Origin of the sequence: Streptomyces anulatus, from assembly GCF_000721175.1 — a bacterium.
Classification (GTDB): domain Bacteria; phylum Actinomycetota; class Actinomycetes; order Streptomycetales; family Streptomycetaceae; genus Streptomyces; species Streptomyces anulatus_C.
The window spans coordinates 722,262-746,136 of sequence record NZ_JOEZ01000016.1; the positions used below are offsets into that span (position 1 = coordinate 722,262).

General features: G+C 72.7%; 23 protein-coding genes and 1 pseudogene. 12 read left to right on the forward strand and 12 right to left on the reverse strand.

The features are described from left to right. The first annotated feature begins 52 nt into the window (after nt 1-52). The 5 genes from IG90_RS0121445 to IG90_RS0121465 all read left to right on the forward strand — a co-directional run bounded on the left by IG90_RS0121445 (nt 53) and on the right by IG90_RS0121465 (nt 4,996). A complete protein-coding gene (locus IG90_RS0121445; protein ID WP_030586729.1) occupies nt 53-835 on the forward strand; it encodes an SDR family oxidoreductase in 783 nt (260 codons plus the stop codon). Between the two features lie 42 nt (nt 836-877). Then, nucleotides 878-1,489, forward strand: a complete 612-nt coding sequence (locus tag IG90_RS0121450; protein WP_030586732.1) for a TetR/AcrR family transcriptional regulator — start codon at nt 878-880, stop codon at nt 1,487-1,489. 41 nt (nt 1,490-1,530) lie between these two features. Next, nucleotides 1,531-2,688: an acetyl-CoA C-acetyltransferase gene (locus IG90_RS0121455; protein WP_030586735.1), complete on the forward strand. Its 1,158-nt coding sequence runs from the start codon at nt 1,531-1,533 to the stop codon at nt 2,686-2,688. A gap of 287 nt (nt 2,689-2,975) precedes the next feature. Next, nucleotides 2,976-3,179, forward strand: a complete 204-nt coding sequence (locus tag IG90_RS0121460; RefSeq protein WP_003969786.1) for a cold-shock protein — start codon at nt 2,976-2,978, stop codon at nt 3,177-3,179. Between the two features lie 185 nt (nt 3,180-3,364). Continuing rightward, nucleotides 3,365-4,996: a DEAD/DEAH box helicase gene (locus IG90_RS0121465; RefSeq protein WP_030586737.1), complete on the forward strand. Its 1,632-nt coding sequence runs from the start codon at nt 3,365-3,367 to the stop codon at nt 4,994-4,996. 340 nt (nt 4,997-5,336) lie between these two features. On the opposite strand, the gene IG90_RS0121470 is transcribed toward IG90_RS0121465, so the two are convergent. From IG90_RS0121470 to IG90_RS0121485, 4 genes are read right to left on the reverse strand one after another with little or no spacing between them, the layout of a single operon-like run. Then, nucleotides 5,337-6,407, reverse strand: coding sequence for an NAD(P)H-dependent flavin oxidoreductase (locus tag IG90_RS0121470; RefSeq protein ID WP_030586740.1), 1,071 nt, complete (start codon nt 6,405-6,407; stop codon nt 5,337-5,339). Then, nucleotides 6,407-7,156 carry a CoA-transferase subunit beta gene (locus tag IG90_RS0121475; RefSeq protein ID WP_030586742.1) on the reverse strand — a complete coding sequence of 250 codons (750 nt, stop codon included), beginning with the start codon at nt 7,154-7,156 and terminating at the stop codon, nt 6,407-6,409. The genes IG90_RS0121470 and IG90_RS0121475 overlap by 1 nt, the downstream gene beginning before the upstream one ends. Continuing rightward, nucleotides 7,153-8,043 (reverse strand): CoA transferase subunit A, encoded by an 891-nt coding sequence (locus tag IG90_RS0121480; RefSeq protein WP_030586745.1) that lies wholly within the window; start codon nt 8,041-8,043, stop codon nt 7,153-7,155. The genes IG90_RS0121475 and IG90_RS0121480 overlap by 4 nt, the downstream gene beginning before the upstream one ends. A gap of 2 nt (nt 8,044-8,045) precedes the next feature. Beyond that, nucleotides 8,046-8,789, reverse strand: a complete 744-nt coding sequence (locus IG90_RS0121485; protein WP_030586749.1) for an enoyl-CoA hydratase family protein — start codon at nt 8,787-8,789, stop codon at nt 8,046-8,048. A gap of 97 nt (nt 8,790-8,886) precedes the next feature. Between IG90_RS0121485 and IG90_RS0121490 the strand changes: the two genes are divergently transcribed. Continuing rightward, a complete protein-coding gene (locus tag IG90_RS0121490; protein WP_030586752.1) occupies nt 8,887-9,819 on the forward strand; it encodes an SDR family oxidoreductase in 933 nt (310 codons plus the stop codon). Nucleotides 9,820-9,979: 160 nt separating this feature from the next. Further along, complete coding sequence (locus IG90_RS0121495; protein WP_030586755.1) at nt 9,980-10,540, forward strand: GNAT family N-acetyltransferase; 561 nt, start codon at nt 9,980-9,982, stop codon at nt 10,538-10,540. Between the two features lie 22 nt (nt 10,541-10,562). Here the strand turns inward: IG90_RS0121495 and IG90_RS0121500 are convergent, their stop codons facing one another. Next, entirely contained in the window at nt 10,563-11,318 is a 756-nt protein-coding gene (locus tag IG90_RS0121500) for an ankyrin repeat domain-containing protein (RefSeq protein WP_030586758.1), read from the reverse strand. 38 nt (nt 11,319-11,356) lie between these two features. Continuing rightward, nucleotides 11,357-12,259, reverse strand: coding sequence for a hypothetical protein (locus IG90_RS0121505; RefSeq protein ID WP_030586761.1), 903 nt, complete (start codon nt 12,257-12,259; stop codon nt 11,357-11,359). A gap of 347 nt (nt 12,260-12,606) precedes the next feature. On the opposite strand from IG90_RS0121505, the gene IG90_RS0121510 reads away from it, so the two are divergent. Continuing rightward, nucleotides 12,607-13,377, forward strand: coding sequence for a S1 family peptidase (locus tag IG90_RS0121510; RefSeq protein ID WP_030586764.1), 771 nt, complete (start codon nt 12,607-12,609; stop codon nt 13,375-13,377). A 125-nt stretch (nt 13,378-13,502) separates the two neighbouring features. Here IG90_RS0121510 and IG90_RS0121515 read toward each other — a convergent pair whose 3' ends face one another. After that, nucleotides 13,503-15,323 carry a glycoside hydrolase family 35 protein gene (locus IG90_RS0121515; protein WP_030586768.1) on the reverse strand — a complete coding sequence of 607 codons (1,821 nt, stop codon included), beginning with the start codon at nt 15,321-15,323 and terminating at the stop codon, nt 13,503-13,505. 163 nt (nt 15,324-15,486) lie between these two features. Between IG90_RS0121515 and IG90_RS0121520 the strand changes: the two genes are divergently transcribed. The 3 genes from IG90_RS0121520 to pepN all read left to right on the forward strand — a co-directional run bounded on the left by IG90_RS0121520 (nt 15,487) and on the right by pepN (nt 19,667). After that, entirely contained in the window at nt 15,487-16,371 is an 885-nt protein-coding gene (locus IG90_RS0121520) for an AraC family transcriptional regulator (protein WP_030586770.1), read from the forward strand. A 184-nt stretch (nt 16,372-16,555) separates the two neighbouring features. Then, nucleotides 16,556-16,909, forward strand: coding sequence for a chorismate mutase (locus IG90_RS0121525; RefSeq protein WP_030586773.1), 354 nt, complete (start codon nt 16,556-16,558; stop codon nt 16,907-16,909). 160 nt (nt 16,910-17,069) lie between these two features. After that, complete coding sequence (gene pepN / locus IG90_RS0121530) at nt 17,070-19,667, forward strand: aminopeptidase N (protein ID WP_030586776.1); 2,598 nt, start codon at nt 17,070-17,072, stop codon at nt 19,665-19,667. 136 nt (nt 19,668-19,803) lie between these two features. Here pepN and IG90_RS0121535 read toward each other — a convergent pair whose 3' ends face one another. The 5 genes from IG90_RS0121535 to IG90_RS0121555 all read right to left on the reverse strand — a co-directional run bounded on the left by IG90_RS0121535 (nt 19,804) and on the right by IG90_RS0121555 (nt 23,207). Next, nucleotides 19,804-20,193 (reverse strand): ArsR/SmtB family transcription factor, encoded by a 390-nt coding sequence (locus IG90_RS0121535; protein ID WP_033894516.1) that lies wholly within the window; start codon nt 20,191-20,193, stop codon nt 19,804-19,806. 118 nt (nt 20,194-20,311) lie between these two features. Continuing rightward, nucleotides 20,312-20,533 carry an alkylphosphonate utilization protein gene (locus tag IG90_RS0121540; RefSeq protein ID WP_030586782.1) on the reverse strand — a complete coding sequence of 74 codons (222 nt, stop codon included), beginning with the start codon at nt 20,531-20,533 and terminating at the stop codon, nt 20,312-20,314. A gap of 51 nt (nt 20,534-20,584) precedes the next feature. Beyond that, nucleotides 20,585-21,037, reverse strand: coding sequence for an ATP-binding protein (locus IG90_RS0121545; protein WP_030586785.1), 453 nt, complete (start codon nt 21,035-21,037; stop codon nt 20,585-20,587). Next, nucleotides 21,034-22,788 carry a SulP family inorganic anion transporter gene (locus tag IG90_RS0121550; protein WP_233436031.1) on the reverse strand — a complete coding sequence of 585 codons (1,755 nt, stop codon included), beginning with the start codon at nt 22,786-22,788 and terminating at the stop codon, nt 21,034-21,036. The genes IG90_RS0121545 and IG90_RS0121550 overlap by 4 nt, the downstream gene beginning before the upstream one ends. Before the next feature lie 77 nt (nt 22,789-22,865). Further along, the gene (locus tag IG90_RS0121555) at nt 22,866-23,207 is read right to left on the reverse strand and encodes an ArsR/SmtB family transcription factor (protein ID WP_030586789.1); all 342 of its coding nucleotides are present in this window, start codon (nt 23,205-23,207) and stop codon (nt 22,866-22,868) included. Nucleotides 23,208-23,528: 321 nt separating this feature from the next. On the opposite strand from IG90_RS0121555, the pseudogene IG90_RS0121560 reads away from it, so the two are divergent. Next, nucleotides 23,529-23,875, forward strand: a pseudogene (locus tag IG90_RS0121560) (aspartate aminotransferase family protein); the annotation flags it as partial.

A 23,875-nucleotide genomic window follows, 5' to 3' on the forward strand; every position in this document is an offset into this window, starting at 1 on the left:
TGGTAGGCTAACGTACGACCCCTGCACCGTCGAGGAGCCGGGGGATCGGGCCATGAACACACCGCCGTACCTGCCGGGACACGGACTGCTGGCCGGCCGCACCGCCGTCGTCACCGCCGCCGCCGGAGCCGGGATCGGCGGGGGGACCGCCCGCCGCTTCCTGGAGGAGGGCGCCCGCGTCGTGATCGGCGACGCCCACGCCCGCCGCCTCAAGGAGAGCGCCCACGCCCTCGCCGACGAGTTCGGCCCCGACCGGGTCACCCACCTCACCTGCGACGTCACCGACGAGGAGCAGGTGGGCGCCCTCTTCGCCCACGCCGAACACACCCACGGCGGCCTCGACATCGTCGTCAACAACGCGGGCCTCGGCGGCACCGCCGAACTCACCGACATGACCGACGACCAGTGGACGAGGATCCTCGACGTCACCCTGAACGGCACCTTCCGCTGCGTCCGCGCCGCCCTGCGCTCCCTCAAGGCCGCCGGGACCGGAGGAGTCCTCGTCAACAACGCCTCCGTCGTCGGCTGGCGCGCCCAGCGCGGCCAGGCCCACTACGCCGCCGCCAAGGCCGGCGTCATGGCCCTCACCCGATGCGCCGCCGTCGAGGCCGCCGACTACGGCGTACGCGTCAACGCCGTCGCCCCCAGCCTCGCCATGCACCCCCACCTGGCCAAGGTCACCTCCACCGAACTCCTCGCCGAACTCACCGAGAAGGAGGCCTTCGGCCGGTACGCCGAACCCTGGGAGGTCGCCAACGTGATCGTCTTCCTCGCGAGCGGCTACTCCTCGTACATGACCGGCGAGGTCGTCCCCGTCAGCAGCCAGCACGCGTGAACGGATGCGTGAACACACGGGCCTCGGGCGGACAATGGCCGGGTGCCTACCAAGAAGAAGCCCCAGGTGACCCCCACGCCGGAGCGACGCCGTGAGCTGCTCGCCACCGCCGCCGGGGTCTTCGCCGCCCACGGATACAACGCCACCACCGTCCGCCGCATCGCCGACGAGGCCGGAATGCTCGCGGGCAGCCTCTACTACCACTTCGATTCCAAGGAATCGATGGTCGACGAGATCCTCTCCACCTTCCTCGACGAACTCTGGCGGGGCTACGACGCGGTCCTGGCGGCCGGGCTCGGCCCCCGCGAGACCATCGAGGCCCTGGTCACCGAGTCCTTCCGGGAGATCGACCGGCACCGCCCCGCCGTCGCGATCTACCAGAAGGAGTCCAAGCACCTCGCCACCCAGCCGCGCTTCGCCTACCTCGTCGACTCGCAGACGAAGTTCGAGAAGGCCTGGCTCGGCACCCTGGAGCGCGGCGTCGCCGAAGGCGTCTTCCGCGACGACCTCGACATCCGCCTCACCTACCGCTTCGTCCGCGACACCGTCTGGGTCGCGGCCTCCTGGTACCGGCCCGGCGGACACCACAGCCCCGAAGAGATCGCCCGTCAGTACCTCTCGATGGTGCTCGACGGAATCGCCCTGCGTACGTAAGCCCCCTCCGTCCACCCCGAGCGCACCGAGGAGCAGCAGCCATGGCCGAGGCCTACATCGTCGAAGCGGTACGCACCCCCGTCGGGCGGCGCAAAGGAGGCCTCGGGGCCGTCCACCCCGCCGACCTCGGCGCGCACGTGCTCAAAGAGCTGATCGCCCGCTCCGGCGTCGATCCGGCGGCCGTCGAGGACGTCGTCTTCGGCTGCCTGGACACCGTCGGACCACAGGCCGGCGACATCGCCCGTACGTCATGGCTGGCCGCCGGACTGCCCGAGGAGGTCCCCGGCGTCACCATCGACCGCCAGTGCGGCTCCTCCCAGCAGGCCCTCCACTTCGCGGCCCAGGGCGTGCTCTCCGGCACCCAGGACCTCGTCGTCGCGGGCGGCACCCAGAACATGACCCAGATCCCGATCGCCTTCGCATCCCGTCAGGCCGCCGAGCCCCTCGGCCTCACCCAGGGGCCGTACGCGGGCAGCGAGGGCTGGCGCGCCCGCTACGGCGACGCCCCCGTCAACCAGTTCCACGGCGCCGAGCTGATCGCCGGGAAGTGGGGCATCAGCCGCCGGGACATGGAGGAGTTCGCCCTCACCTCCCACCGGCGGGCGCTCCGCGCCATCGACGAGGGCCGCTTCGCCCGCGAGACCGTCGCGTACGGGGACGTCACCGCGGACGAGGGGCCGCGCCGCGACACCACCCTGGAGAAGATGGCCGGCCTGAAGCCCGTCATGGAGGGCGGCACCATCACCGCGGCCTGCTCCTCCCAGGTCTCCGACGGGGCCGCCGCCCTGCTCATCGCCTCGGAGCGGGCCGTCGCGCAGCACGGCCTCACCCCGCGGGCCCGCGTCCACCACCTGTCCGTACGCGGGGAGGACCCGATCCGGATGCTCTCGGCCCCGATCCCGGCCACCGCGCACGCCCTGAAGAGGACCGGCCTGACCATCGACGCGATCGACCTCGTCGAGATCAACGAGGCGTTCGCCCCGGTCGTCCTCGCCTGGCTCAAGGAGACCGGCGCGGACCCCGGGCGGGTCAACGTCAACGGCGGGGCCATCGCGCTGGGCCACCCGCTCGGCGCGACCGGCGCCCGGCTGATGACGACCCTGCTGCACGAACTGGAACGCACCGGCGGCCGTTACGGGCTCCAGACGATGTGCGAGGGTGGCGGACAGGCCAACGTCACCATCGTCGAGCGGCTCTGAGGGGCCCGGGGTGTCGCGCTCCCGCACCGGGAAGCCACCCCGCGTACGCCCTCTGGTCAGCCAGGTTTTCCCTCCGGCGGTGTGGCGTGATCCGCCGCCGGAGGAGAGGACGTGCTAGGGTGTTTCCCGTTGCAGTTTTGGTACCCATGAACTTTATGTGCGCCTGACGGGAATGCTTCCTCAGGCGCTTTATTGTTTTCCGGCTTTCTCCGGATGGGGCTCAATGCGGCGACTTGGAATCCGTGAAGTGCGGATTCTCGGCACTGCACCTCTTTTAGGAGAATGACATGGCTACTGGAACCGTGAAGTGGTTCAACTCGGAAAAGGGCTTCGGCTTCATCGAGCAGGACGGCGGCGGCGCCGACGTCTTCGCCCACTACTCCAACATCGCCACCTCGGGCTTCCGTGAGCTCCAGGAGGGCCAGAAGGTCTCCTTCGACGTCACGCAGGGCCAGAAGGGCCCGCAGGCGGAGAACATCGTCCCGGCCTGATCGCCGGACGCGTACCTCGCTGACCGGGGCCCGCACCTTCACGGTGCGGGCCCCGGTTTGTGCTGTCCGAGCAACAACCCGTTTCGTGCGCACATCCTGGGGGCGCATCACAGACGGTCGGGCCGGCACATCGCAGCAAACCCACTCGGCAGTTGCCCAGGAATCCCCCAGGAGGGCAATTCCGTATGACTCGCTCCGAACGCCAGGACCGCACCCCCCGCTCGCGACCGGCCCGAGGCCGTGGCCAGGGCACCGGCGCCCAGGCACCGTCGAACAGCCGGGGCGGCGCTCCCCGCGCCAAGGTCCAGGGCTCCAAGGCTCCGGCCCGCCGCCGCGCCACCCCGCCGCAGGGCGAGTTCGCCCTGCCGGAGACGGTGACCCCGGCACTGCCGTCCGTCGAGGCCTTCGCCGACCTGGACATGCCCGCCGCGCTGCTGAAGACCCTCGCCGCACAGGGCGTCACCGAGCCGTTCCCGATCCAGGGCGCGACCCTGCCGAACTCGCTGGCGGGCCGCGACATCCTCGGCCGCGGGCGCACCGGCTCCGGCAAGACCCTCGCCTTCGGCCTGGCGCTGCTGGCCCGTACCGCCGGCCGCCGCAGCGAGCCGCGCGCCCCGCTCGCCATGGTCCTCGTGCCCACGCGTGAGCTGGCCCAGCAGGTCACCGACGCCCTGACCCCGTACGCCACCGCGGTGAACCTGCGGATGGCCACGGTGGTCGGCGGCATGTCGATCACCAAGCAGTCCGCCACCCTGCGGCGCGGCGCCGAGGTGCTCGTCGCCACCCCGGGCCGGCTCAAGGACCTCATCGAGCGCGGCGACTGCAGGCTCGACGAGGTCTCCATCACCGTCCTCGACGAGGCCGACCAGATGGCCGACATGGGCTTCATGCCGCAGGTCGTCGCCCTGCTCAAGCAGGTCGAGGCGGGCGGGCAGCGGATGCTGTTCTCCGCGACCCTCGACAAGAACATCGACCGGCTGGTGAAGATGTTCCTCACCGACCCGGTCGTGCACTCCGTCGACCCGTCCGCCGGTGCGGTCACCACGATGGAGCACCACGTGCTCCACGTCCTGGACGAGACCGACAAGAAGGCCGTCGCCACGAAGATCGCCGCCCGCGAGGGCCGGGTGATCATGTTCGTCGACACCAAGCGCGCCGCCGACCGGTTCGCCAAGCGGCTCCTCGCCAGCGGTGTACGGGCGGCCGCCCTGCACGGCGGGCGCTCGCAGCCGCAGCGCAACCGGACGCTCGACCAGTTCAAGACCGGGGAGGTCACCGCGCTCGTCGCGACGAACGTCGCGGCCCGCGGCATCCACGTCGACGACCTCGACCTGGTCGTCAACGTGGACCCGCCGACCGACCACAAGGACTACCTCCACCGCGGCGGGCGTACGGCGCGCGCCGGGGAGTCCGGCAGCGTCGTCACGCTGGTGCTGCCCGAGGAGAAGCGCGAGATGACCCGGCTGATGCAGGACGCGGGCATCGCGCCGCGCACCACGCGGGTCACCTCCAGCGACGCGGAGCTGGGCCGGATCACGGGAGCCCGTGAGCCGTCGGGCATCGCGATCGTCATCGAGGTCCCGCAGCCGACGCCGCCGAAGCAGCGGACGCGGTCGGGCGGTGCGGCGGGTTCCGGCTCCGGCAACGGGGGCGCGGTGCGGTCCGGCAGCCGGGGGCGGGGCCGGCGCGGGACCGGCGGGACCGGTGGTGCCGGTGGCGGTGCTCAGGGCGGGGGCGCGGCGCGCTCCGGCGGGGGTGCGCGCTCCGGCGGCGCCGGCCGCTCCGGCGCGCCTGCGCGGGGGCGTCGGGCCGCGTAAGGTCCATCCCCGGCCGTCCGGCGATTCGAGGGCCGGCGCCACCTCTAGCCGTCCGGCGGTTACGGGTGGCGCCACCTCAAGCCGTCCGGCGGTTACGCAACGGGGCCACTTCAAGCCGTCCGGCGATTGAGGCCGGGGTCCGGGGCAGAGCCCCGAAAGCCCCGCCCCGGTCGCCGGGTGCGGGCCGATGCCGGCCGAGGCCTGTCCTCAAGCGCCGAAGGGCTTGAGCTCGCAGCCCCGTCGCCGGTCTCGGCCGAGAGCCGTGTCCCAAGCGCCGGACGGGCTGGATGTGGCGGCCCGGTCGTGCAGCTTCGCTGCCGATGTGGGCCAGGGCTTGTCCTCAAGCGCCGGACGGGCTTGAATTCGCGGCCCGGTCCAGGGACGCGCGAGCCGCCTCCGCCTCGGCCAGTATCCGGGCCACCAGCTCCGCCACGCTCGGCAGGTCCTCGATCAGGGCCGCCACCTGGCCCGAGGCCATGATGCCGAGGTCCGTGCGGCCGTCGACCATGGACGCCCTCAGCAGCATCGGAGTGTTCGCCGCCAGCAGCACCTGGCTCCAGCTCAGGTCCTTGCCGTGCCGCATCGCCAGGCCGTCGCGGACCATGCCCGGCCAGCTCAGGCCGGAGAGCCGGCGGAAGCCGGACGCCCGGCGCAGCGCCCGGTACAGCGAGCGCAGCCGGCCCGCACCCTCCAGTTCCGCCACCATCTCCGTACGGAGCATCCGGTGCGGCAGCCCGTCCACCGCCCGCGTCAGCGTGATGTCCTGGGCGGTCGCCGCCAGGTAGCGCGCCTTCACCGCGTCCGGGACCGTCGAGTCCGAGGTCAGCAGGAACCGGGTGCCCATCGCGACGCCCGCCGCCCCGTACGCCAGCGCCGCCACCAGGCCCCGGCCGTCGTGGAAGCCGCCCGCCGCGATCACCGGGATGTCCACCGCGTCGACGATCTGGGGCAGCAGCACCGTGGTGGCGACCTCGCCGGTGTGGCCGCCGCCCTCGCCGCCCTGCACGATCACCGCGTCCGCGCCCCACGCCGCTACCTTCTCCGCGTGCCGCCGGGCCCCCACCGACGGGACGACGACCACGCCCGCGTCCTTCAGCTCCGCGATGAGCTCCTTCGACGGGGCGAGCGCGAACGACGCCACCCGGACGCCCTCCTCGACGATGATCCGCACCCGCTCCCGGGCGTCCCCGGCGTCCGCCCGCAGGTTCACCCCGAACGGCGCGTCCGTCCGTGACTTCACCTCCCGTACGGCAGAACGCAGTCGGTCCGGTGACATGGTCGCCGACGCCAGGATGCCCAGCGCCCCGGCCCGCGCGGTCGCGGTGACCAGGCGGGGGCCGGCCACCCAGCCCATCCCCGTCTGCACGATCGGGTGCCGGACGCCGACGAGGCCGGTCAGGGCGGTGCGCATCAGGCCCTGACCTCCCGGTCCCGGGTGCGGGCAGGGTCGACGACCTCGCGGATCAGGGCGAGTTCGGTGGGGGAGGGGTCGCGGGTGTACGGGACGTCGTCCGGGATCGTGAGCGGGAACCCCGTCGCTTCCCGGACCGCCTCGACGGTGACCCCGGGGTGCACGGAGGCCAGCCGCATCGAACGGTCGGGCGTCGCGAAGTCGAAGACCCCGAGATCGCTGACGACCCGGGGAATGCGGTGGAAGCGGGTGGCCGAGGGGCCCGCCGCCCGCGCGCTGTCGTGGCCGACTCCGCAGATCATGTCGACGCGCTCGACGAAGACCCGGGGGGAGTGCCGGGGGATCCAGTAACTCACGGGGTTGTTGAGGGTGTTGACCGGTGCGCCGCGTACGCCCAGCAGCTGCCGGGAGGGCTGTTCCCAGTCGCCGATGCAGGAGATGTTCTGGTTGCCGAAGCGGTCGATCTGACTCGCGCCCATCATCACGTGCCGCCGCCCCCCGGTCACCAGGGCCAGATGCCTGCGGTAGGGGAGCCAGCCCTCCGCCTCGCCGTCCGGGCCGACGAGCGTCGCCTCGCCGTCCGTGAGCAGCAGGTCGGGGGCGAAGGTCAGCCGGGCGAGCCGCGCACCGGCGGACGGCACCGCGCCCATCGGACTGGCCAGGATCTCGCCGTCGCCGCGCCACGCCTCGGCGCAGGCGATCACGCAGTACTCGGCACGGGTGACGCTCCCGGTGACGGACGCGTTCATTTCTGCTCCTCGTGCCAGGTGCGGACCGCCTGCCGGTAGCCCTTCTCGTCGCCGTCCGGTGGCAGGAAGCGGGCCGCGAACTCCGCCCAGGCGGCCGGGTCCGCCGCCGCGGCCGCGTACGCCTTCTGGAACGGCTCGTCGCGCGGGTGGTCGGGGACGCACGAGGTGAAGTGCGCCCCGCCCGGTGTCTCCACGACCCCGGTGACGGAGTGCCGTTGGACGAGGAGGGTCTGCGGAGCGGTGGAGTTCCCGGTCAGCTCCCTTGTCTCCACCAGGCGTTCGCAGGAGACGTACGCCGCGTCCGCCGCCTCGCAGAACAGGTCGTCGAAGTACGGGTCGGGGCCCAGGTACTGGCCGTTGCCGAGCCGGTCCGCCCGGTTGAGGTGGACCAGTGCCGCGTCCATCCGCAGGGCGGGCATCGCCACGAACTCCTCGCCGTCCTCGTACGGTGAAGTCACCGTGCGCAGGTCCGGGTTGACCCGCATCACGTCCGAGCCGATACCCGCGCGCACCGGCAGGAACGGCAGCCGGTTCGCCGCCGCGTGCAGCCCCCACATGAACATCGCCTCGTCGATCTCCGTCAGCGCGAACGCCCCGCGCTGCCGGGCCGCCCGGTAGTGCGGCTCCAGCGGGATGGAGTCGAGCGTCACGAACGCCGTGACCAGGCGGGCGATCCGGCCCGCCGCGGCCAGCAGCCCCACGTCGGGGCCGCCGTAGGAGATCACCGTGAGATCGGTGACAGGTGACCGCAGCAGCGCCCTGACCAGGGCCATCGGCTTGCGGCGCGACCCCCAGCCGCCGATCCCGATCGTCATGCCGCTGCTCAGCCGGTCGACGACCTCCTCGGGCGTCATCGTCTTGTCGCGCACATGAGGGGACGTGGTCACGGTCAGGCCTCCTTGCCGAAGGTGTCGCGGACCCGGGCGGCGGTCCCGGCGAGGTTCGCCTCGAAGGTGAACCCCTGCTCGAAGCGGTAGCTGCGCTGTACGTCGACGGGGTCGATGCCGTTCAGGGCGGCCTTGGCCAGCCGCAGCAGATGGCCGTCCTTGGCGGCGATCTCGTCCGCCAACTCCAGTGCGGCATCCATCAGTTCCGTGCCCGGGACCACCCGCCAGACCGATCCGTGGGCGAGCAGTTCGGCCGCGGTGACCGTGCGGGAGGTGTAGTACAGCGTGCGCATCAGGTGCTGCGGGACCAGCCGGGCGAGATGGGTCGCGGCGCCGAGCGCGCCCCGGTCCAGCTCCGGCAGGCCGAAGACCGCGTCCTCGCTCGCGAGAATCGCGTCGGCGTTCCCGACGAGGCCGATGCCGCCGCCCAGGCAGAAGCCCCGCACCGCGGCGACGACCGGGACCTCGCACGCGTACACCGCCGCGAACGCCTCGGCGCAGCCCCGGTTGGCGCCGATCAGGGCCTCGTGCCCCGTATCGCGCTGCAACTCCTTGATGTCGACGCCCGCGTTGAAGCCGCGCCCGGCGGCGGCCAGGACGACGCAGCGCACCCCGGGATCGCGGCCCGCCGCCCGGACGGCGTCCGCCAGGTCGTACCAGCCCTGTACGGGAAGCGCGTTGACGGGGGGACGGTCCACGGTGACGACGCGGACGCCGTCCGAGGGGCAGGCGGTGGAGACACTCATCGGAGGATCGGCTACCTTTCCACCAAACATTTGTTAGGTGGACGGTAGCAGTCACGCCCCCGCCCGCCAACCAGGCCCACTTCCCAGGGGAGATGTGATGACCGCACCCACCGCACACCGTGCCGGACTCTGCGCGGACCGGGTCGTCGCCGTCACGGGCGCCGGGCGGGGGCTCGGCCGCGCCCACGCGCTGGCCTTCGCCGCCGAAGGGGCGCGGGTCGTCGTCAACGACCTCGGCGTCGGGCCGGACGGGGGCGGGGACTCCACCGGCCCGGCCCGGGAGGTCGCCGACGAGATCGTGGCGGCGGGCGGCGAGGCCGTCGTCCACGGTAGCGACATCGCCACCGCCGAGGGCGCGGCCTCCCTCGTCGCCACCGCAGTGGAGGCCTTCGGCCGCCTGGACACCCTCGTCAACAACGCCGGATTCCTGCGGGACCGGATGCTCGTCAACCTCGACGAGGACGACTGGGACGCGGTGATGCGCGTCCACCTCAGGGGCCACTTCCTGCCCCTCAAGCGCGCCGCCGCCCACTGGCGGGCCGAGGCGAAGGCGGGCCGCCCACCGGTCGCCCGGGTGATCAACACCAGCTCCGGCGCCGGACTCCTCGGCAGCGTGGGCCAGGGCAACTACGCGGCCGCCAAGGCCGGAATCGTCGCCCTGACCCTGGTCGCGGCGGCCGAGCTGGGCCGGTACGGCGTCCAGGTCAACGCCCTCGCCCCGGCCGCCCGGACCCGGATGACCGAGCGGACCTTCGCCGAGGCGATGGCGGCCCCGGGGGAGGGGGAGTTCGACGCGATGGCCCCCGCGAACGTCTCGCCCCTCGTCGTCTGGCTCGGCTCCGCCGCGAGCGACGGGGTGACGGGCCGCGTCTTCGAGGCCGAGGCGGGCCGCATCACCGTCATGGAGGGCTGGCGCCCCGGCCCCACCGACGACCGGGGCGCCCGCAGGTCCCCGGCCGAGGCGGGCGAGACGGTACGCCGGCTGCTGGCGGACGCAAAGGAGCCGGGGCGGGTCTACGGGGCGTCCTAGGGGGGCCTCGCGTCGATCGCGTACGGGGGCCGGGAAACCCGCTCGCGGGGCTGCCCGGCACCGGATGTCCGGCAACGGACACCCTCGGAGCGCACGGCGACAGGAAACGTCCGCGCATATCGGGTGGCGCGGCCCCACCGCCGACGGTGAGGATCGCCGTATGCGCACCTTCCTGGAGACCGGCCGGCTCGTCCTGCGCCCGGTCACCGCCGCCGACGCCCCCGACCTGCTCGCCCTCGACAACGACCCCGCCGTCATGCGGTACATCAACGGCGGCCGGCCCACGAGCCCCGAGGACATCCGGGACCGGACCCTGCCGAGGCTCCTCCACGACCACCCGTGCACCGGAACCCGTGGCTACTGGGCCGCGCAGCGGAAGGACACCGGGGCCTTTCTGGGCTGGTTCGAGCTCCGGCCGCTGGACGATCACGACCCCTCCGTCGCCGAGCTCGGCTACCGGCTGAACCGGGCCGCCTGGGGCCGTGGTTACGCCACCGAGGGGGCGCGGGCCCTGGTGGACAAGGGGTTCACGGACCTCGGGGTCCAGCGGGTCACCGCCAACACCATGGCGGTCAACACGGGATCCCGGCGCGTGATGGAGAAGGCGGGGCTGACCTTCCTGCGGGCCTACACCGAGGACTGGCCGGAGGCCATCGAGGGCTCCGAGCACGGCGAGGTCGCATACGTACTCACCCGTGAGGCGTGGGAGCACGGCCGATAGCCGACAGGGGCCCGGGCGGCGACTACGCCGGCTGCGCCAGCAGGGCCGCGATCTCCGCGTGTCCCATGTGCTGGTCCGTGCCCGCCGACGGCACCCCGTCCCGGAGCAGTTCCACCGCCATGGTCTCCTCGCCGTCCCTCCGGTCGTGGAGCGTCAACGTCTCGATGCCGGAGCCGTACGCCTCCTCCAGGTGCCGCCGCAACTCCCGTTCCGGATCGAGTCCGGCGATGCGCCGCGCCTCGGCCAGCGCCAGGGCGACCACGGACTCCTGCCCCGCGGCCCCCGCGCCGTGCCTGAGCAGCGCCCGTACCGTCCGCAGGGATCCGCGCCGCGCCGCCGGCACCAGCATCGCCTCCCCCTGGGGGCCCGGCAGCAGCGGGTCCGCGCCACGGGCGAGGAGCAGTTCCACCGTCGCGGCGTGTCCCAGGCCGACCGCCCACCGCAGCGCCGTGAAGCCGAACTCCTCGCGCAGGTCCGGCCGGGCCCCGGCGGACAGCAGCGCCTCCACCACCTCGGTGTGCCCGCCGCACGCCGCCCCGCACAGCGGCAGGTCGCTCGCCCCGGGGCCGCTCGCCCGGTTGGGGTCGGCCCCGGCGGCGAGCAGCAGGCGCACCGCTCCCACGCGGTCCTGGACCGACGCCAGGTAGAGCGCCGTCGTGCCCTCCTCGTCGCTCGACTCGGCCCGAGCACCCGAGCGCAGCGCCCGTACGACCGCGTTCTCGTCCTCGTACAGCGCGTCGAACAGGTGTGGTTCGTCCCTGCTCGGCTCGTTCGTCATGCTTCGATCCTACGGCGGGCCGCTGACAACCCCCGTGCTCAGGTGTCGCATTCCAGGGAGGTCCGGCACAGCCCGCAGCGCGCGGTGAAACGGCCCCGGACGGGGACCCGGACGCGCAGGTGGCAGGTGGGGCAGGGGAAGGAGACGCGCAGTCCCCGGTCGCCGGTCTCGAAGGCGTACGGAACGTTCGGGTCCGGGGCGGTGCCGGGGTGGTCCTGGGCGTACCGCCGGTCCTTGGCGTAGCGGCGGCGGCCCGCCCAGCCGGCGGCGGTCAGCGGAGGTCTGCGCAGATCCCGCAGCGCCCGCTCCCGCCCCTTGGTGTACGCGGTGTACGCCTGGGGACTGGTGAACCACGGGGAGGGGTCCTCGCCGAACGCGAACGCCCGCTTGGCCAGGACGTATCCGAACTCCTCCGGGGTGAGGTAGCCGAGCTTCTGACGGGACGTGGCGTCCTCCCGGAACGCGTCCAGCAGCAGCCAGCCCGCACCGAGGTACGCCGTCGTCGTGTCGGTCAGGATCTCGTTGGCGCGGGTCCCGGGGAACTCCAGGTCGAGCCGGTGCAGCAGTACATGGGTGACCTCGTGCGCGAGCGCCGCCCCGATGTCCCTGCGGTGGGTGCGGAAACGGTCGTTGAGCTCGATGAAGTACTCGGGGCCCGCGGTGAGTTCCACGCTCGCCGCGTGCTCCATCGCCCGGAAGCCGACGATCATCCGGGCCTCGGGCAGATGGAGGTGGTGGACCAGGGAACGCGCCACCCGCTGGGCTCCCAGGTGCAGATCGTCCTGGTCCGTGAACGCGGCGTCGACGGGCGCGAGGCTGGTGGCATAGGCGTGGACGCCGTCCGCGGAGAGCCGCCGGTAGAGCGCGGTGATGGCGGAGCGGACCGTGTCCAGATGCGGAAAGCCGTGGACGACGGGTGCGCCCGGAGGTCCGTTCGCCACGCCGGAACCCCCCATCCGTGACGGTCGACGGACCTCCACTGTATGCCGGGCCGGGGAGTGGGTCCGGAAAGGGCCCGGAAGGGCGGGGAGGGGCCGGGAAAGCCCTCCGATGATCTTGGCTGGAAAGTGCGCCTTGTGGCGGCGGTCACCCGGCACCGATAATCGGATCGTTCTTGTCGGGTACATGACCAATTCGGCTTCGGTGCTGAAGGCCGTCACCCCTGCCAGGACATGCGTGCCGGACCACGCGACCCCACAGCCGTACCGGAATCCCTGCACCACAACGCAGCACGGCAACCTCCCACAGCAACCCCCCACACGAAATCCCCCCACGAAAGAAGGCCTCCGTGAAGCTTCTGAGCGCGCTGAAAAGGTGTTCCGTCGCCATAGCCGCCGTCGCCCTCGCGACCGTCAGCCTCCAGCCCGCCGCCGCGGCCCCCCAGCCGATCGTCGGCGGAGAACGCGCCGAACAGGGCGAGTTCCCCTTCATGGTCCGGCTCTCCATGGGCTGCGGCGGTGCGCTCTACGCCCAGGACATCGTCCTCACCGCCGCCCACTGCGTGGACGGTTCGGGCAACGACACCTCGATCACCGTCACCGGCGGGGTCGCCGACCTCCGGTCGCCCGACGCCGTCAAGGTCCGGTCCACCAAGGTCCTCCAGGCCCCCGGCTACAACGGCACCGGCAAGGACTGGGCGCTGATCAAGCTCGCCCAGCCGATCGACCAGCCCACCCTGAAGATCGCCACCGACAGCACCTACGACGAGGGCACCTTCACCGTCGCGGGCTGGGGCGCCGACCGCGAGGGCGGCAGCCAGCAGCGCCACCTCCTCAAGGCCGAGGTCCCGTTCGTCTCCGACGCCGACTGCCAGTCCGCCTACGGCGGCGACCTCGTCGCCGACGAGGAGATCTGCGCCGGCCTCCTCGGCACCGGCGGCGTCGACACGTGCCAGGGCGACTCCGGCGGCCCGATGTTCCGCAAGGACGACTCCGACGAGTGGGTCCAGGTCGGCATCGTCAGCTGGGGCCAGGGCTGTGCCCGCCCGGACTACCCGGGCGTCTACGCCGAGGTCTCGCACTTCGCGGGCGACATCGTCTCCGCTGCCGACTCGCTCTGACCCCGGCCGGACCACTGGCTCCGACCCCGGCCGGACCACTGGCCCTGACCCCGGCTCGGCGGATCGCACCGCCCACGGCCGGGCGACCGGCCCGGACACCGGATCACCGCGCGTCCGGCCGGTGATCACGACTGAACCACCCCGGGGGCACCCGTTCGTACGGGCGCCCCCGGGCCCAGTTCCACGTGCGGCTCACCCGCGTCCTCCAGCTCCAGCACCCACACCTCGTTGGCGCCCGCGCGGAGCACCGGACCCGGCACGTACAGGGTCCGCTGCGGGCCCGCCGACCAGTACCGGCCCAGGCAGAAACCGTTCACCCAGACGAACCCGCGCGTCCAGCCCGGCAGTTCGAGCCCGGCATGACCGACGCCCGCCGCGCCCTCGACCGTGAACGTCCCCCGGAACAGGCCCGTCCGCCCCGCGTCCCCCGCCCCCGCGGCAGCCTCCACCGGCCCGAACGGAACCGCCGCCACCGCGCCCGCCGCCTCGAAGGCGTCCAGCCGCAGCCCACGGGCCCGTACCCCGTGCAGATACTGCCGCTCGTGCAGCACCCCGCCCGTGACGCCCTTCGGCTCGCCGAGTCGCGGCCCGTAGTTGACCCGGCCCAGCGACTCCACCCACAGCTCGACCTCCGCCGGGCCCGCCACCGGCTCTGGCAGCGTGCCGGACTCCTCGGTCAGCACACCCGCCCGCACCCCGTCCACGTACACCACCGCCCGGTCCCGCAGCCCCGAGACCCCCAGCGGATACGCCTGGCGCGGACCCGGCACCGCCACCCGGTAGCGCACAAGACCCCGGTCCACGCCCAGCTCCTCGAACGTCGGCGGCACCCCCGACTCCGTCTCCGGATCGCCCAGCGCCTCCGTGACGTCCCCGAGCCCGGCCCACCCGTCCAGCTCCACCCGCACCGGCGCGGTGAACCCCGCCGGCTCCGGCGGCAACGCGGGCAACTGCTCCTCGGCGTAACCCTCCAGGACCTTCCGGAACAGCCAGAACTTCTCCGTGGCCCGCCCGTACTCGTCGACCGGCGCGTCGTAGTCGTACGACGTCACCGTCGGCCGGAACGACTCGTCCTGCAGCGGACCTGACCGGTTCGCCCCCGCCCAGCCCCCGAAGTTCGTCCCCCCGTGCGCCATGTAGATGTTCACCGACGCCCCGCACTCCAGGATCTCCCGCAGCGCCCCGGCCGCCTGCTCCGGATCCCGCACCACCGGCTCGGCCCCCCAGTGGTCGAACCAGCCGCACCAGAACTCCATGCACATCAACGGCCCCCTCGGCTGGTGCCGGCGCAGCACCTCGAAGCCCTCCCGCGCCCCCGAACCGAAGTTCGCCGTCGCGAGGAGACCCGGCACCGAACCACCGGTCAGCATGTGGTCCTCCGGGCCGTCCGACGTGAACAGCGGAACCCTCACCCCGCACTGCCGCAACAACCCCGCCAGCCACTCCAGATACACCGCGTCGCTGCCGTAACTCCCGTACTCGTTCTCCGCCTGCACGAGGATCACCGGACCGCCCCGGGACACCTGCCGCCGCACCACCTGCGGCAACAGCTCGCGGAACCACCGCTCCACCACCGCCCGGTACGCCGCGTCCCGGGTCCGCACCCGCCGCCCGAACCGGCCCGTCACCCACACCGGAAGACCGCCGTTCTCCCACTCGGCACAGATGTACGGACCCGGCCGCACGATCGCCCACAGCCCCGCCCGCTCCACCGCGTCCAGGAACCGGCCGAGCGCCCCCACATCCCGGACCTCGCCCTCCCGGGGCTCGTGCAGATTCCACGGCACGTACGTCTCGACGCAGTTCAGCCCCATCGCGGCCAGCATCGCCAGCCGGTGCCCCCACTGCTCCTCGTGCACCCGGAAATAGTGCAGGGCGCCGGACAGCAGCCGTACGGGCTTCCCGTCGAACCGGAAGCAGTCGTCCCCCACGGTGAAGTCGGTCATGGTGCTCGTACGCTCCTGTGCTCGGCCGCACCCGCGGCCCTCCGGCGAATCGGTCCGACCACCTTCACCTCTGGCGCGCACCGGGTCCATGGACAAAGATCGCTGCTGATTGGACACAACGCCCAGGAAGCGGGCGCCCAGGAAGCAGGAAGGAAGAAGCGGAATGCCGACGTACCACACCTGGATGCGCTTCTTCACCCCGAGCCCGCTCCACCACCGCCTGGGCCTCGTCTGCCTCGGCGTCGGACTCCAGCACGGCGCGCTGCCCACCGTCGGACCCCGCACCCTCGACCACCACGTCGCCGTGATCGTCAACTCCGGCACCGGCTGGTTCAAGGGCCCCGACGGCCGCCGCACCCCCGTCACCGGACCCAGCCTCATCTGGCTGACCCCCGGCACCCCCCACCACTACGGCGCCGACCCCGGCACCGGCTGGGACGAGAGCTTCGTCGACTTCACCGGCCCCGCCACCACCACGTACACCGAACTCGGCTACATCGAGCCCGACCGCCCCCTCGTCCCGCTCTCCGACACCGCGGCCCCCCGCGCCGCCATCGGCCGCATCGTGCGCGCCGCCCGCCGCGGCAACCCCCTCCTGGAAGTGGAGACCGGGGCCGCCGTCCACGAACTCCTCGTCTCCCTGCGCCGCGCCCGCGCCGACACCGGCCCCGACGGTGACCCCGTGCTCCAGGCACTGGCCCGCGACGCCTACCAGCCGCTCACCGTCGCCGAGCACGCCTCCCGGCACGGCATGACCCCCGCCGAACTGCGCACCGCCGTCAGGCGCGGCGCCGGATGCAGCCCCAAGGACTACCTGCTCGGCATCCGCCTCGGCCGGGCCAAGGAACTCCTCGCCGCCACCGACCTCCCCGTCGCCGCCGTGGCCCGCCGCGTCGGCTACGACGACCCCGCCTACTTCTCCCGGCTCTTCGCCCGCCGCGTCGGCACCGCCCCCGTCCGCTTCCGCGAACAGCAGGGCCGCAGCGTGCCCGGCGGCTGGAGCGACCGGGTGCCCGACCCAGACGACCCGCCGACGATCACCACCTGACAGCGGCGGTCCAAGACCACCGGCGACCGAGGGGCGGCGTCGCGGGGCTGGGCGCGCACATCTGCCGCGTCCTCGTCAGTCACCATGGCTCCGCCATGCCTCGGTTCTCCGCCTTGCAGCTGCTGCACCCAGCCCCGCTCCTTCTCGCGACCCCCGATCGCCGGTGCGTCTAAGCTCGCTGACCATGAGCACGAGCGAAATCGACGCGTCCGTCCGGACCGAGCTGAACCGGCTGCGCGAAAGCATCGACAACATCGACGCCGCCGTCGTCCACATGCTGGCCGAGCGCTTCAAGGCCACCCAGCAGGTCGGCCGCCTCAAGGCGGACCACAAACTGCCGCCCGCCGACCCCGCCCGCGAGACCCGCCAGATCGCCCGCCTGCGGCAGCTCGCCCAGAGCGCGAACCTGGACCCGGCCTTCGCCGAGAAGCTGCTGAACTTCATCATCGCCGAGGTGATCCGTCACCACGAGCGCATCGCCGACGAAACGGGAAGCGGGGGCTACGACGGCCGAGGCGCTACGGCCTCCGATTCCTGAACGGCCCCGGAGGGCCACCAGCCGGTACTCGGTCTGCCGCGCCGACGAGATGGTGAGCGGCAGCAGCCCCAGGGGGTGTCCGCCCGCCCCCCCCGGTCCGCCCGTACGCCCAGCGAGAACCCCCCTGTGCCCGCCCCACCCCGTGCGGCAGCATGGGGCCATGTCCGTACTGACGCGCGACGAAGCGCAGACCCGAGCCCAGATCCTCGACGTGGAGCGGTACACGATCGCCCTCGACCTCACCACCGGCGAGGAGACCTTCGACTCCGCCACCGCCATCCGGTTCACCGCCCGCGCGGCCGGAGACACCTTCGTCGAGGTCAAGCCCGCCACCCTGCGCTCGGTCAGCCTCGACGGACAACCCCTTGACCCCGCCCTCCTCGACGGCAACCGCTACCCCCTCACCGGACTCGCCGCCGGCCCCCACGAACTGCACATCGACGCCGCGATGCACTACTCCCGCACCGGTGAGGGCATGCACCGCTTCACCGACCCCACCGACGGCGAGACGTACCTCTACACCCAGCTGTTCATGGAGGACGTCCAGCGCGTCTTCGCCGCCTTCGACCAGCCCGACCTCAAGTCCGTCTTCGCCATCGACGTCACCGCCCCCGAAGGCTGGACCGTCCTCGGCAACGGCGTCGCCGAACACACGGGACAGGGGCACTGGACCGTCGCCCCCACCCCGCTCATCTCCACCTACCTCGTCGCGGTCGCCGCAGGACCCTGGCACTCGGTCACCACCGAACACGCCGGACTGCCCTTCGGCATCCACTGCCGCCGCTCCCTCGCGCCCCACCTGGACGCCGACGCCGACGAGATCCTCGACATCACCCGCGCCTGCTACGACCGCTACCACGAGAAGTTCGACGAGCCCTACCCGTTCGACTCCTACGACCAGGCCTTCGTCCCCGAGTTCAACGCCGGCGCCATGGAGAACCCCGGACTCGTCACCTTCCGCGACGAGTTCGTCTACCGCTCCGCCGTCACCGACACCGAGCGCCAGACCCGCGCCATGGTCATAGCCCACGAGATGGCCCACATGTGGTTCGGCGACCTCGTCACCCTGACCTGGTGGGACGACATCTGGCTGAACGAGTCCTTCGCCGAGTACATGGGCTACCAGACCCTCACCGAAGCGACCCTCCCCCGAGCCCTCAACTCCGTTCGAGCCGGGAAGACCCCATTCCCCGACACCTGGGTCGACTTCGGCGTCGCCCGCAAGGGCTGGGGCTACGACGCCGACCAGCGCCCCTCCACCCACCCCGTCGCCCCGGACCCCGACGCCGTCCCCGACACCGCCTCGGCCCTCCTCAACTTCGACGGCATCAGCTACGCCAAGGGCGCCTCCGCCCTGCGCCAACTCGTCGCCTGGCTCGGCGAGAAGGACTTCCTGGCCGGCATCAACGCCCACTTCGCCCGCCACAAGTTCGCCAACGCCACCCTCGCCGACTTCATCGACAACCTGGCCTCCGCCACCGACCGCGACGTCCACGCCTGGGCCGAGCAGTGGCTGCGCACCACCGGCGTCGACACCCTCACCGCCGAGATCGGCACCCCCGAGCCCGCAGCCGTCCCCACCGCACCGAACGGCAACGGCAACGGGCAGTCCTGGTCCCTCGCCGTCACCCGCGACGGCTCCCGCCCCCACCGCATCACCGTCGGCGCCTACGACCACGCCCTCAACACCCAGGCCGGCCCCGGCCACCTCGCCCTCCGCGACCGCTTCGAGATCGACGTACCCGGCGACGGGCAGCCCACGGTCCGCCCCGGCCGCCGCCCCGCCCTCGTCGTCCTCAACGACGGCGACCTCACCTACGCCAAGGTCCGCCTGGACAGCGCCTCCTGGGACACCGTCCTGACCGGCCTCTCCGGCATCCCCGACGCGCTCACCCGGGCCGTCCTCTGGAACACCGCCCGCGACATGGTCCGCGACGGCGACCTGAACCCCGCCACCTACCTCGCGACCGCCCGCACCCACCTCCCGCACGAGAGCGACCTCGCCCTCGTCCAGGGCGTCCTCACCTTCGCCGCAGGGCAGATCGCCGCCCGCTACGTCGCCCCCGAGGACCGCCCGGCCGCCCTCGCCACCCTCACCGACCTCTGCCGCGACCTCATCCGGCGCACCGAGGACGGCTCGCAGCCCGGCCTGCGCCTCATCGCCGTACGTCACTTCATCGACGCCGCCACCCAGCCCGACACCCTGCGCACCTGGCTCGACGAAGGCACCGTCCACGGCGGGCCCGAGCTCGACCCGGAGCTGCGCTGGCGCATCCTCACCCGGCTCGCCGTCCTCGGCGCCACCGACGAGACGGCCATCGCCGCCGCTCTCGAAGCCGACCCCAGCGCCACCGGCCGCGAGGGTGCCGCCCGCTGCCGTGCCGCCCTGCCCACCCCCGAGGCCAAGGCCGCAGCCTGGGACGCCCTGTTCACCGACGACACCCTGTCCAACTACCTCTTCACCGCCACCGCCCAGGGCTTCTGGCAGCCCGGCCAGGAAGAGCTCCTCGCCGCGTACGTGCCCCGTTTCTACCCGGAAGCCACCGAACTCGCCGCCCGCCGGGGCCCCGCCATCGCCGAGGCCGCCGGACGCCACGCCTTCCCCGCCTACGCCGTCGACCCCGAAAGCCTCGCCACCGGCACCCGCGCCCTGGAGGACCCGGCCCTCATCCCCGCCCTGCGCCGCAAGCTCGTCGACCAGCTCGACGACCTGCGCCGGGCGCTGGCAGTACGGACGGCCACCGCCGCGAACGGCTGACCCGACGCGTACGGTCGTGGGGGCAAAGACCTTTCCCCGCCCCCACGACCGTACGGATCACGGGCCGGTACGGATCACGCCACGACCGTACGGACCACGGGCGCCGATACGGATCACGGGCCGGCACGGAGACGGATCAGCCGTCGCTTCCGCCGTTGCCGTCGTCCGGGGCGTCGCCCGTGGGATCGCCCGGAGCGCCACCCGTCGCCCGCAGGTCGGCGAGCAGATCCGCCTGGCCCGACAGCACCCCGGTCAGGATCGTCCGCGCCACCCGCAGCAGCTCCGCCACCCCCGGGTCGGCCAGCGTGTAATGGACCGCCGAGCCCTCCCGCCGGGCCGTCACCAGACCCGCGCGGCGCAGCACGGCCAGCTGCTGCGAGAGATGGGCGGCCTCGACCCCCACCTCGCTCAGCATCTCCGACACCGCGTGCTCGCGTTGACTGAGCAGTTCGAGCACCCTGATCCGCACCGGGTGCCCCAGCGTCTTGAAGAACTCCGCCTTCAATCGGTACAGCGGCGTACTCACCGGCGGGGCCCCGTTCCGCACGGCGGAAAACCGCCGCACCACACCTGACCAGAACTCTTCTCCATGGGTTCATCCTCGCGCCTTCGCACCACGAGGATGAACCCGGGGACCGCCCGGGTCAGGCCTTCTTCAGGAACTCGGCCCTCAGCACGAGCCCCTTGACCTTCTTCGTGTTGCACTCGATCTCACCGGCGCGCCCGGTGAGCCGGATGTTCTTCACCAGCGTGCCGCGCTTGAGCGTCTCCGACGTGCCCTTCACCTTCAAGTCCTTGACCGTGGTCACGGAGTCACCGTCCGCCAGCACGGTCCCGTTGCTGTCCTTCACGACGATGTCGCTCATGGCGCGTTCCTGCCCTTCTCCACCCGGTACAGCTCTTGCACCGGACAACTCTCAACGATCATGGGACCTGCCGTTCCGCCGCAGCGGGAGGGTGATCCATATGCTCTTGCCGCCCTCGTCGACATCGCCCCGCACCACCGCGCTGCCGCCCAGACCATGGGTCAGCTCCATCACGGTCGCCAGCCCCCGCCCCGGCGCTATGGCGGCGGACGCGAACAGCGCCGGCCGGTACGGATGACGGTCGTGCACACCGAACGCGAACGTGTCAGGACCGCCCGCGAACACCACCGTCACGTTCGGCGAAAGCACCGCCGCGTGCCGCACACTGTTGGCCACCAGCTCACTGACGATCAGCAGCGCGGGATCCCGGCACGGATCCTGCGACCCCACCCCCCACTCCGCCAACACCTGCTCGGCGGTCTCCCGGGCGATGCGCACGGCCGACCCCAGTGCGGGCAGCGTCAGCACATGCCGGTACGGCAAGGTGTCCGGAGGCGTGATCACCGGGCCGCCTCCTCGGCCGGAACCGCCACCGAAGCATCCCGGCCGTCACGGGCCACCCCCACCCCGGCCGTCACCGTCCCGTCATCCCGCGCCACCGCCACCCCGGCCGCCGCCAGCCGCTCGCGGGCCCCGCCGAACGCCTCGGACGCCGTGGCGTACTCACACCCCTCCCGCCGCAACAGCTCCAGCGCCCCCACCGACTCCAGCGCCCGCCGCTGACCAGGCCGGATCCCGGAGGCCAGCACCACGATGCCCCGCCCGTTCAGCCGGTGCACGGTGTCCTTCAGCGCCAGCGCACCGGTGGCATCCACCGTGGTCACCCGGCACATGCGCAGGATCACCACCCGTACGCCGGAGATCTCACCGAGCTCCAGCAGCGAACGGTGCGCCCCGGCGAAGAACAACGGCCCCTCGACCCGGTACGCCATCACCTGCCCGGCCGCCCCGGCATGCTCGATGCCGATGTCGCCACCACCGCTACCGCCGCCACTGCCGTACGTCTCCGAGCCCGGCAGGCCCGCCGCGCCGCCGTCAAACGGATCCACCCGGTCCAGCCGCGTCTCGGCCGCGACCGCGCGCAGGGCCAGCACCCCGGCCACCGCCAGCCCGATCACGACCGCCAGCACCAGATCCAGCACCAGGGTCGCCCCCGCCGTCAGCACCAGTACCACCGCATCCGACCGCGTCGCCCGCGCCATCGCCCGCAACGCCCCCACCTCGACCATCCGCACCGCCGTGGCCAGCAGCACCCCGGCCAGCGCGGCGAGCGGGATCCGCGACACCAGCGGAGCCGCCGCGAACACGATCACCGCCAGCACCACGGCGTGCGTCAGCGCCGCCAGCCGCGAACCCGCGCCCGAACGGACATTGACCGCCGTCCGCGCGATCGCCGCCGTCGCGGGCACCCCGCCGAACAACGGCGCGGCCAGATTCGCGATGCCCTGCCCGAACAACTCCCGGTCCGGATCATGCTTCTGGCCCGTCGCCATACCGTCAGCCACCGTCGCCGACAGCAGCGACTCCAACGCCGCCAGCGCCGCCACCGCGACCGCCGGAGCCAGCAGCGAACCCACCGCCGACAGATCCAGGAACCCGAGCGAAGGCGCCGGCAGCCCGGCGGGCAACGCACCGATCGGCGTCGCCCCGTCCAGGTGGAACACCTGCGCCGCCAGCGTCGCCACGACCACCGCCACCACCGAGAACGGCACCGCCGGAAACCGCCGCGCCCCCGCCGTCATCAGCCCCGCCACCCCGACGGTGATCCCGAGCGCGGTCCAGTTCGGGCTGCTCACGAACTCCTCGACCGCCCGCCACGCCACCACCAGCACCTTGTCGCCCTCCGGGGCGGCCACCCCCAGGGCGTTCGGGATCTGCTGGAGAGCGATCACGCACGCGATCCCGAACGTGAACCCCTCGACCACCGGCGCCGGGACGTACCGCATCGACCGGCCCGCCCGCAGCAGCGCCAGCACGATCAGCAGGCCCCCCGCCATCAGCCCGACCGTCAGCACCCCGCCCGGACCGTACTCCGCGACGATCGGCACCAGGACCACCGTCATCGCCCCGGTCGGGCCCGACACCTGGAGGTTCGACCCGCCGAACACCGCGGCCAGCGCCCCCGCCACCACCGCGGTCACGAGCCCCGCCTCGGCGCCCAGCCCCGACGCCACCCCGAAACCGAGCGCGAGCGGCAACGCCACGATCGCCACCGTCAGACCGGCGAGCAGATCACGGCGCGGAGCACGGGTCATGGCCTCGAAGTCGGCGCGCACGGGCAGCAGAGCCCGCACCCGCCCCCAACCCCGTGCCGCCACATCCGGGTACCCGCTCACGGCGCGGACACCTCGGCCTCCCGCAGCTCGGCGAGCAGCCCGTCCCGGTCGGACAGCATCTCCGTCAGGATCCGCCGCGCCGCCCGCATCAGCTCGGCGACATCACCGCCCGCCACCTCGTACACCACCGTGGAACCCTCCCGGGTCGCGGTGACGATGCCGGACCTGCGCAACACCGCCAACTGCTGCGAGAGCGCCGAAGGCTCCACCTCGATCGCGGCCAGCAGATCCCGCACCGGCAACGGCCCCGTCTGGAGCAGCTCCAGGACCCTGATACGCACCGGATGCCCGAGCATCCGGAAGAACTCGGCCTTGGCCTGATAAAGGGGGACCGGCATGGCGGGGCCTCTCCTCGGCAGTACGTCACCGCCGCGGGCAGGAGAGCCGAGCGGTGGCCGCGCCCCGCGTACGACGACGGAACGGCCCACCCAGCATGTAGTGAATTGCAGAATTTTGCAATTCACTCATTGAGCAACACCCGGCGAGACCACCCCACCCGCACACCCATCCAACACCCGCACACCCCTACCACCCCACCTCACCCGGCCCCCGCCACACCGGCCGCCAGTACCCCTTTCGAGTCCAGATCGTTGGGCTCTTCGGCCGCGCCACCCGAAACCCGGGACAGCCGCCATATCCACCCCCGCGCACCCCGAAGGGTCGACCGCACCCTCACCACCCCCCATCACCTCGCCGACCTCATCACCAAACCCACCCTCGACCTCCACGACCGCCCCACCATCAGCACCGCCCTCTTCCGCCCCACCGGAACCGACGACCACACCATCGCCACCGTCCGCCGGACCCTCCTCCAACGCGCCCACGCCGCACTCGGCCGCGCCCACGCCGAAGGCCGCCTCCGGCTCAAAGTGACCCTCCTCACCCCCCACACCACCCCCCACGACCCCCAAACACTCCTGGACCTCGTCACCGGCACCACCGCCGACCACATGACCGACACCCTGCCGACCCCCGCACCGGCACCACCACCGACCACCCCACCCAC

Bases quoted from the DNA above. Each gene is read 5' to 3' on its own strand.
- IG90_RS0121445 (WP_030586729.1), top strand. From the start codon at position 53: ATGAACACACCGCCGTACCTGCCGGGACACGGACTGCTGGCCGGCCGC.
- IG90_RS0121455 (WP_030586735.1), top strand. From the start codon at position 1,531: ATGGCCGAGGCCTACATCGTCGAAGCGGTACGCACCCCCGTCGGGCGG.
- IG90_RS0121460 (WP_003969786.1), top strand. From the start codon at position 2,976: ATGGCTACTGGAACCGTGAAGTGGTTCAACTCGGAAAAGGGCTTCGGC.
- IG90_RS0121465 (WP_030586737.1), top strand. From the start codon at position 3,365: ATGACTCGCTCCGAACGCCAGGACCGCACCCCCCGCTCGCGACCGGCC.
- IG90_RS0121470 (WP_030586740.1), bottom strand. From the start codon at position 6,407: ATGCGCACCGCCCTGACCGGCCTCGTCGGCGTCCGGCACCCGATCGTG.
- IG90_RS0121475 (WP_030586742.1), bottom strand. From the start codon at position 7,156: ATGAACGCGTCCGTCACCGGGAGCGTCACCCGTGCCGAGTACTGCGTG.
- IG90_RS0121485 (WP_030586749.1), bottom strand. From the start codon at position 8,789: ATGAGTGTCTCCACCGCCTGCCCCTCGGACGGCGTCCGCGTCGTCACC.
- IG90_RS0121490 (WP_030586752.1), top strand. From the start codon at position 8,887: ATGACCGCACCCACCGCACACCGTGCCGGACTCTGCGCGGACCGGGTC.
- IG90_RS0121495 (WP_030586755.1), top strand. From the start codon at position 9,980: ATGCGCACCTTCCTGGAGACCGGCCGGCTCGTCCTGCGCCCGGTCACC.
- IG90_RS0121500 (WP_030586758.1), bottom strand. From the start codon at position 11,318: ATGACGAACGAGCCGAGCAGGGACGAACCACACCTGTTCGACGCGCTG.
- IG90_RS0121515 (WP_030586768.1), bottom strand. From the start codon at position 15,323: ATGACCGACTTCACCGTGGGGGACGACTGCTTCCGGTTCGACGGGAAG.
- IG90_RS0121520 (WP_030586770.1), top strand. From the start codon at position 15,487: ATGCCGACGTACCACACCTGGATGCGCTTCTTCACCCCGAGCCCGCTC.
- IG90_RS0121525 (WP_030586773.1), top strand. From the start codon at position 16,556: ATGAGCACGAGCGAAATCGACGCGTCCGTCCGGACCGAGCTGAACCGG.
- pepN (WP_030586776.1), top strand. From the start codon at position 17,070: ATGTCCGTACTGACGCGCGACGAAGCGCAGACCCGAGCCCAGATCCTC.
- IG90_RS0121540 (WP_030586782.1), bottom strand. From the start codon at position 20,533: ATGAGCGACATCGTCGTGAAGGACAGCAACGGGACCGTGCTGGCGGAC.
- IG90_RS0121550 (WP_233436031.1), bottom strand. From the start codon at position 22,788: ATGACCCGTGCTCCGCGCCGTGATCTGCTCGCCGGTCTGACGGTGGCG.
- IG90_RS0121555 (WP_030586789.1), bottom strand. From the start codon at position 23,207: ATGCCGGTCCCCCTTTATCAGGCCAAGGCCGAGTTCTTCCGGATGCTC.